Genomic DNA, 8,499 nt, shown 5'->3' with positions numbered 1-8,499 from the left:
AACACCTTGAACCGCGTACCGGAGTTGCCGTACGCCCATGACGGCGTCTCGATGCGCTGGGCCCGCAGAGCGGCCCGGGCCGCCAACTCCTTTGACATGCCTGGCTCCTTGCCATCCGGGTGCTGGGCAACCGCGGATTATGAAACGTTTCAAGACAGATGTCCCCGCAAGGTACGGCGAGCCGTCCGGCATGTCAATGCGTACTCCATACTCAAAATCTGTGCCACCGCCCCCCGCAGCCGACCCGGGCGTGGTCCTAGGATGACCCGCATGCCGCCATCGATAGCGAAGGTCACTCCTGCGGCCGCTCCCGGCAGGGTGGGTATCAAAGACGTGGCCCGCCACGCGGGCGTCTCGGTCGGCACCGTCTCCAACGTGATCAACCAGCCGCACAAGGTGTCCGCCGAGATCCGCGTGCGCGTCCGCGCGGCCATCGAGCACCTGGGTTACGTCCGGAGTGAATCCGCCCGGCAACTGCGCGCCGGTCGCAGTCGTCTGGTGGCCATGCTCGTTCTCGACCTGGCGAACCCCTTCTTCGCCGACGTCGCCAAGGGGGCGGAACGCACGCTGCGGGGCGCCGGATTGGGCGTCATGGTCTGCAACAGCGCCGGCAGCACGTACGAAGAGTCGGAGTACCTCTCCCTGTTCGCCGAACACCGCGTACGCGGCGTCCTGGTGACTCCCGCCGACACGAGCGACCGAACGGTCACCACCCTGCGCGCCCAGGGCACTCCGTTCGTGCTCGTCGACCGCGCCCTGCCCGACTCCCTGGGATGCTCCGTCGCCGTCGACGACGTCCTCGGAGGCAACCTTGCCGCGCAACACCTGTTGCAGGCCGGCCACAGGACCATCGTGTACGTCGGCGGCCACCGCCATCTTCCCCAGGTCCGCGACCGCCGGCTCGGCGCACTGAGCGCCGTCCGGGAGTCCGGACTGCCGGACGACGCGCTGACCTACGTCGACTCGGAGCGCCTCGACGTCGCGTCGGGCCGCGACGCGGGGGCCCGACTGCTGGGCCTTTCGCCGCGCCCCGCCGCCGTCCTGTGCGCCAACGACCTGCTCGCGCTGGGCGTCCTTCAGGAGTTGTACGCCGCCGGCGTGCGTGTGCCGGACGACATCGCCCTGGTCGGCTACGACGACATCGAGTTCGCGGCGGCCGCGGCGGTCCCGCTCACCTCCGTGCGCCAACCGGCGAACCAGGTGGGGCGCGTGGCCGCCGAACTGCTCCTGGACGAGACGCATCTCGACACCGAGGCGCTGCACCGCCACGAGAGCGTGGTGCTCCGCCCGGAATTGGTCGTCCGCAACTCGACGCGGCCCGTCGCGAGGTAGTTCCNCAACCGGCGAACCAGGTGGGGCGCGTGGCCGCCGAACTGCTCCTGGACGAGACGCATCTCGACACCGAGGCGCTGCACCGCCACGAGAGCGTGGTGCTCCGCCCGGAATTGGTCGTCCGCAACTCGACGCGGCCCGTCGCGAGGTAGTTCCGCGCAGACCGCCGCGGACCCTACGGGCCCGTTCGGGACGGCGCCGTCCGGCCGGACGGCCGCGCTCCGGCAGCCCGCCCGAAGTTTTGCGTGTGCCCTACATCAAATAGGCGCGGCCGGACGAGGGGCATTCAAGCCTCGCCTCGCACCTTCTTCGCGTATCAAATACGTAAAATCTCACGCATCTCCCGCCCGGCCGACTGGGCAAAGGATCAGAACGGCCCGAGAAACGCAAGCGAACCCCTGGCGTATCCCCGAAGGGTGTCGCTACGCTCCCCGCACGACCCCCGCCGTTAACACGGGCGACATCCCAGGCGTGGCCCTGAATCGTTTCATGTCACTTCCCCCAACAGTGTTCCCAGGGGCGCCTGGCCGGAACTACCCGCCCGACCAGCCGATCTCGGCCCCGCACCTCACCTCGTGGGAGAGTTCCATGTCCCAGTCCACCATCGGGCACCGCCGCTTCCTCCGGAGGCGGCCGTGACCGTTCCGTCTCATTCGGCCGAGCCCGAACGTCCGGGGACGACGGCCGCCGGGCTGGCCGCGGGGCTCGTCGACGCCGAGGCGGAGCGGCAGGCGCAGCAGGCGGCGGCCCAGCGCCAGGTCGTCTTCGCGGACGAACTGCTGCCCGGCGTCGGCGACGCATCGCTGACGCTGCGTCAGGGCCTCGCCGCGGGAGGGTCCGCGACGTTCGCCACCCTCGCGCTGCTGTCCGCGATGGACGAACTGGAGTCCGCGACACTGTCCGTGCTCGCGCCGGACATCCGTGACGCGTTCGGCATGAGCGACGGCGCCATCGTTTTCATCTCGGCCGCCTCCGGCGCGTTCCTCGTGCTCGGCGCCCTGCCCATGGGGTGGTTGGCGGACCGGTTCCGGCGCAACCGCGTCATCGGCTGGGCGGGCATCGCGTTCTCGGCGATGGTCTTCGCCTGCGGCTTCGCCGCGAACGCGTTCCTGCTGTTCCTGTCGCGGTTCGGCGTGGGCGTCGCGAAGTCGAGCACGCTGCCCGTCCACGGGTCGATGATCGCCGACACCTACCCGATCGGTGTGCGCGGCCGACTCGGCGCCGTCAACGCCGGCTCCGCCCGCGTGGCGGGAGCGCTGAGCCCGTTGGTCGTCGGCGGGATCGCGACACTCGCGGGCGGCGCCAACGGGTGGCGCTGGCCGTTCTTCCTGCTGGGGCTGCCCGCGCTCGTGGTGGCGGTGTTCGCGTTCCGGCTGCCCGAACCCAAGCGCGGCCAGCACGAGATGAAGTCGGTGCTCGGCGAAGTCGTCGAGGACGACAAGCCCATGCCCATCTCCGTCGAGGCGGCGTTCGCGCGCCTCATGCGGATCAGCTCCCTGCGGACCACGATCATGGCCTTCGCCGCCATGGGCTTCAGCCTGTTCACCGGGGCGATCCTGACCAACCTCTGGCTGGAGGACCACTTCGGCGCCTCGTCGTTCGAGCGCGGCGTGCTGGGGACCATCGGCGGAGTCAGCATGCTGGTGGCCCTGCCGTTCATCGGGCCCCGCTACGACCGCCTCTACCGCCGCGACCCGGCCCGCGCGCTGGCCCTGCTGGGATATCTGATCCTCCCTTGTGCCGTGCTGCTGCCCGTCCAGTGGGCGATGCCCAACGTGGTCGCCTTCACGGCGGTGGGCATACCGTCCTCGATCCTCATGTCCGCGGCCTTCGCGATGGTCGGCCCGGTGCTGTCCTCGGTGGTGCCCTACCGGCTGCGGGGGCTCGGCAGCGCGCTGTCCGCGATCTACATCTTCTTCATCGGCGCCACCGGCGGCGCCCTGCTGTCCGCGCTGATCAGCAACGCCTACGACCCCCGCGTGGCCATGCTCGTCGTCGGCGTACCGGCGATCCTGGTCGGCGGTTACCTGGTGGTGCGCAGCTCGACGTTCATCAAGGGCGATCTGTCCATGGTGGTACAGGAGTTGCGCGAGGAGCTCGAAGAGCGGGACCGGCAGGCCGAGGCGCCCGAGAGCATCCCGGTGCTCCAGGTCAACAACATCGACTTCTCGTACGGGCACGTCCAGGTGCTCTTCGATGTCGCCTTCGACGTCAAGCGGGGCGAGACCCTGGCCCTGCTGGGCACCAACGGCGCCGGCAAGTCGACGATCCTCAAGGTGATTTGCGGCCTCGGTACCCCGTCACGCGGTGTGGTGCGGCTGAACGGGAGGACCATCACCTACGTCGCCCCGGAGCAGCGCGGCCGCTACGGCATCCACCTGCTGCCCGGCGGCAAGGGCGTGTTCCCGGACATGACCGTCCGGGAGAACCTGGAGATGGCGGCGTTCCGGTTCCGCAAGGCGCCTGGCCGGCGCGACGAGCGGTTCGCGTACGTCCTGGATCTCTTCCCGGACCTGGCGGGGCGTCAGCGTCAGACGGCGGGCTCCTTGTCCGGCGGCCAGCAGCAGATGCTGGCGCTGGCCATGGTGCTCATGCACGAGCCCGAGGTGCTCCTCATCGACGAACTCTCGCTCGGCCTGGCCCCCGTCGTGGTGCAGGACCTGCTCGCCATCATCGAGCGGCTCAAGGCGGACGGCCTGACGATCATCGTGGTCGAGCAGTCCCTGAACATCGCCCTCGCCATCGCGGACCGTGCGGTCTTCCTGGAGAAGGGCCAGGTCCGCTTCACCGGTCCGGCCCGCGAGCTGGCCGAACGCGACGACCTCGCCCGCGCGGTGTTCCTGGGCAGGGAAGGCGGCTGACGGACATGGAAACGCCAACGCTGCAACTCCTGTTCGATGGAGCCGTCACCGGCCTGGTCATCGGTCTGCTCGCCATGGGCATCGTGCTGGTGAACCGCTCGACCCGCGTCATCAACTTCGCCGTCGCCAACATGGGCCTGGTCGGCTCGGTGCTCTTCGCCCTGCTGACCGTGCGTTACCACGTGCCGTACTGGATCGCGCTCGTGATCGCCCTGGCGGTCGGGGCGCTGTTCGGGGCGGTCGTCGACCTCGCCGTCGTGCGCCGCCTCTTCAACGCGCCGCGTGTCATCGTCCTGGTCGCGACCATCGGCGTCGCGCAGCTCGCGCTGACGATCGTCGCCGCCTATCCGGACCTGGACGACCACCCCACCGAGTCCTATCCGGTGCCCTGGAGCGGGACTTGGGAGCTCGGCGGCGATCTGCAAGTCTCGGGTGCGCAGACGGCCGTGCTGGTCGCCGTGCCGCTGACGGCGGTCCTGCTGGCGCTGTTCCTGGGGCGGACCGTCCTGGGCAAGACCGTCAAGGCGTCCGCCGGGAACCCCGAACTGGCCCGGCTGAACGGCATCAGTCCCAAACTCGTGTCGACCGCGGTGTGGGCCCTGGCCGGCCTGATCGGCACCATGTGCCTGATCCTGATCTCGGCGCAGAACAAGTCGCTCACACAGATCACCACACTGGGTCCGACGACCCTTCTGCGCGCCCTGGCCGCCGCGGTCATCGCCCGCATGGTCTCGTTCCCGATCGCGCTCGCCTCGGGCGTGGCGCTCGGCCTGGTCCAGTCGTTCATCCAGTTCAACTGGCTCGACCAACCCGGCCTGACCGACCTGGTGTTCCTGCTCGTCGTGCTTGTCGCGGTGTACTTCGTCAGTCGCGGCCGCGAGACCGAGACGTCGGCGTTCTCCTTCGCCCCCAAGGTCAGGCCCGTCCCGGAGCGGCTGCGCGGCCTTTGGTGGGTCCGCCACATGGAGCGGGCCACGCTGCTCTTCCTCGGACTCGTCGCGATCGTCGTGCCGCTGTTGGTCACCCAGCCTTCGCGGCACCTGCTTTACACCGTGATCCTGTGCTACGCAATCGCGGCGGCGTCGGTGACCGTCCTGACCGGATGGGCCGGGCAACTCTCGCTCGGGCAAATGGCGTTCGCGGGCCTCGGCGCGCTGACCGCCGCATCCCTGAACCGCGGGCTGCGGCTGGAACTCGGCGACACCGTCTACAGCTTCCGGGGGCTGACGTTCCCCGCCGCGGTGGCGGTCGCGTCCCTCTTCACCGCCGCTCTGGCGGCCTTCGTGGGGGCGGGCGCGCTGCGTGTCCGCGGACTGCTGCTCGCGGTGAGCACCTTCGCGTTCGCGGTGGCCGCCGAGCAGTACTTCTACCGGCGCGACGTCTTCCACGACGAGGGCAGCACCACGGCATCGTTCCCCCGCAGCACCGTCTTCGGCATCGACGTGTCCACCCAACGGGCCTACTACTACCTGGTCTTGGCCGTCCTCTTCGTGGTTCTGGCGGTGGTGGCCCGGCTGCGCGGTTCGGGTGTCGGTCGCACGACGATCGGCGTACGCGACAACCCGGCCACCGCGGCCGCGTACACCGTCGGCGCGACCCGGGTGAAGCTGCGGGCGTTCGCCCTCGCCGGCGGGATCGCCGGGCTGGGCGGGGCCCTGCTCGCGGGGGCCGTGCAGACCGTGCCGTACGCCGACAAGTACTTCCTCAGCTCGGACTCGCTGACCCTGGTCTCGATCGTGGTGATCGGCGGGCTGGGCTCGGTGTCCGGATCGGTGCTCGGCTCGCTGTGGGTGATCGGCCTTCCCGCGCTTTTCCCGGACAACGAGCTGGTGCCGCTGCTCACGTCGAGCCTGGGCCTGCTGGTCCTGCTGCTGTACTTCCCGGGCGGTCTGGTGCAGGTCGGCTATTCCGCGCGGGACGCGGTCCTGGCCTGGGCGGACCGGCGGATGGGGCCTGCCCCGGCCCGAGCCGCGGCGGCGGCCACGCCCAAGGCGCTCACCCGCACCTCCCGGACACCGCCGCCGACCGGCCGACCGGTCCTGGCCACGTCGGATGTACTGGTCCGGTTCGGCGGGCGCATCGCGGTCGACGGGGTGTCGGTCCAGGTGTTCCCCGACGAGATCGTCGGCCTGATCGGCACGAACGGCGCCGGCAAGTCCACGCTGATGAACGCCATCGGCGGGTTCGTCCCGAGCAAGGGCGACGTCGAGTTGCTCCGCCGCGACGTCTCCGGCACCGCCCCGGCCAAGCGGGCCCGCCTCGGCCTGGGGCGTACGTTCCAGGCGGCCACGCTCTTCCCCGAGTTGACGGTAAGGGAGACCGTGCAGATCGCTCTCGAAGCACGCGGTCGAACCGGCCTGCTGTCCACGGCCCTGCATTTGCCGCACACGTTCAAACGCGAGCGCGCCAAGCGGTCCGACGCCGACGACCTGGTCGACTTCCTCGGACTGGGGCGCTACGTCGACGCGTTCATCGGCGATCTGTCCACCGGCACCCGCCGCATCGTCGAACTGGCCGGGCTGCTGGCGCTGGACGCCCGGGTGCTGTGCCTGGACGAACCGACCGCCGGTGTCGCGCAGCGCGAGACCGAGGCGTTCGGTCCGCTCATCCAGGAGATCCGCCGCGAGATGGGCGCGTCCATGCTCGTCATCGAACACGACATGCCCCTGATCATGGGCATCTCCGACCGCGTCTACTGCCTGGAGACCGGCCGCGTCATCGCCGCGGGGCAACCGTCCGAAGTCCGCAACGACCCCAAGGTCATCGCCAGTTACCTCGGCACCGACGAACGCGCCATCGAACGCAGCGGCAGGCAGGCCGGCCCGGTGGACGACCCGGCCGCCACGGGTGCCTCGACGCCCGTGTAACCCACGACTCCGGCGCTCGGGGGCGTATGTCCGCCCCCGATTCCGGCACGGCTCCCGCCCCACATCCTCCGAAGAACGGAACCCGAGCATGCCCCCGTACCGCACCAGACGAAACACCGCAGTCCTTCTCGCCGCCGCAGGCGCGCTCGTCCTCTCCGCGTGCACCGCGGAGAAGAAGGGCGACGCCACCGGCCCCGCTTCGGGGGCCCCGGCCGCGCCTCCGGCGTCCAAGGCCGCGCCGGGTGTCACCGCCGACTCCGTCAAGATCGGCATCACGTACCCCGACCTCGAAAGCGTCAAGGCGTTCGTCAGCATCGACCACGGCGACTACGAGGCCGCGTACAACGCACTGATCAAGAAGATCAACGACGCGGGCGGTATCAACGGCCGCAAGCTCGTGCCGGTGTTCGGCAAGATCAACCTCATCTCCCCGGCCGCCGCGCAGGAGACCTGCGTCAAACTCACGCAGGACGAGAAGGTCTTCGCGGTCCTCGGCAACTTCAACGGCGACGAGCCGCTGTGCTACGTGCAGACCAACAAGACCATCGCGGTCGGCGGCCAGCTCACCGCCAAACGCTACGCGCAGGCCCAGGCACCCTGGTTCGCCGACCAGCGCGGCGGCGACGAAGTCGGCGACGGCATGGCCCTGTTCAACGCGGACAACAGCCTGGCCGGCAAGAAGGTCGCGGTGATCTCGAACGTCAACGAGCAGGCCGTGATGAAGGAGACGGTCGTTCCGGCGCTGCAAAAGATGGGCGTGACACCGGTGGAGGCCGCCGTCCTCGACGCGCCCGCCCAGGACGCGGCGGCAGTCGGCCAGCAGACCGGAGTGTTCATCCAGAAGTTCCAGGCGTCCGGAGCCGACACCGTCGTGGTCGTGGGCAGCATGGGCGCGTCGTTCCCGCAGGTGCTGGAACAGACCAAGTTCCGGCCCCGCCTGCTGTTCACCGACTTCCAGCAGGTGCAGGCGTACGCGAACGGCGAAGGCCACGACTTCTCCACCCTGGCGAACGCGGGTGCGCTGGGTCTGAACGCCCAGTGGTCGGAGGCCACCAACCAGGAGTGTATGACCACGATCGAGGCCGCGAACCCCGATGCGAAGGGCAAGCTGACCGTCGATCCGATGAGCCTGCCCGCTGGAACCCCCACCCCGCAGGTCGCGCCGAACGCCGCCTGCCGCAACCTCACGCTCTTCAAGGCCATCGCCGAGAAGGCCGGCCAGGAGCTCAACTACGAGACGTTCCAGAACGCAGGCTTCGGCCTCGGCAGCTTCCAACAGGCGGGCTTCGCCGACAAGGCCACGTACGCCCAGGCCAGCCCCCACGGTGCGCTTCCGGCACGTCTGTTCACGTACGACGCGGCCGCCAGGAAGTTCGTGTTGAGCACGTCCTGAGGCACGGCGCGAGACAGCGTGGGGTCCGTCCGGCCGCCGGCCCGAC

General features: G+C 69.8%; 5 protein-coding genes. All 5 read left to right on the top strand.

Annotation, left to right across the window (positions count from 1 at the left end):
* Positions 1-270: 270 nt before the first annotated feature.
* The 5 genes from ACRX5S_RS28425 to ACRX5S_RS28405 all read left to right on the top strand — a co-directional run bounded on the left by ACRX5S_RS28425 (position 271) and on the right by ACRX5S_RS28405 (position 8,453).
* Positions 271-1,332 carry a LacI family DNA-binding transcriptional regulator gene (locus ACRX5S_RS28425; protein ID WP_436775978.1) on the top strand — a complete coding sequence of 354 codons (1,062 nt, stop codon included), beginning with the start codon at positions 271-273 and terminating at the stop codon, positions 1,330-1,332.
* Between the two features lie 29 nt (positions 1,333-1,361).
* Positions 1,362-1,484 (top strand): hypothetical protein, encoded by a 123-nt coding sequence (locus tag ACRX5S_RS28420; protein WP_436775977.1) that lies wholly within the window; start codon positions 1,362-1,364, stop codon positions 1,482-1,484.
* Between the two features lie 483 nt (positions 1,485-1,967).
* A complete protein-coding gene (locus tag ACRX5S_RS28415) occupies positions 1,968-4,193 on the top strand; it encodes an ATP-binding protein (protein WP_436775976.1) in 2,226 nt (741 codons plus the stop codon).
* Between the two features lie 5 nt (positions 4,194-4,198).
* Entirely contained in the window at positions 4,199-7,060 is a 2,862-nt protein-coding gene (locus ACRX5S_RS28410; protein WP_436775975.1) for an ABC transporter permease subunit, read from the top strand.
* Between the two features lie 88 nt (positions 7,061-7,148).
* Positions 7,149-8,453 carry a hypothetical protein gene (locus ACRX5S_RS28405; RefSeq protein WP_436775974.1) on the top strand — a complete coding sequence of 435 codons (1,305 nt, stop codon included), beginning with the start codon at positions 7,149-7,151 and terminating at the stop codon, positions 8,451-8,453.
* The last annotated feature ends 46 nt before the right edge of the window (positions 8,454-8,499 follow it).

This window comes from Yinghuangia sp. YIM S09857, assembly GCF_051388915.1.
Taxonomy (GTDB): Bacteria; Actinomycetota; Actinomycetes; order Streptomycetales; family Streptomycetaceae; genus Yinghuangia.
The sequence above is the reverse complement of the archived record's forward strand: the minus strand, read 5'-3'. Positions and strand labels throughout refer to the sequence as shown.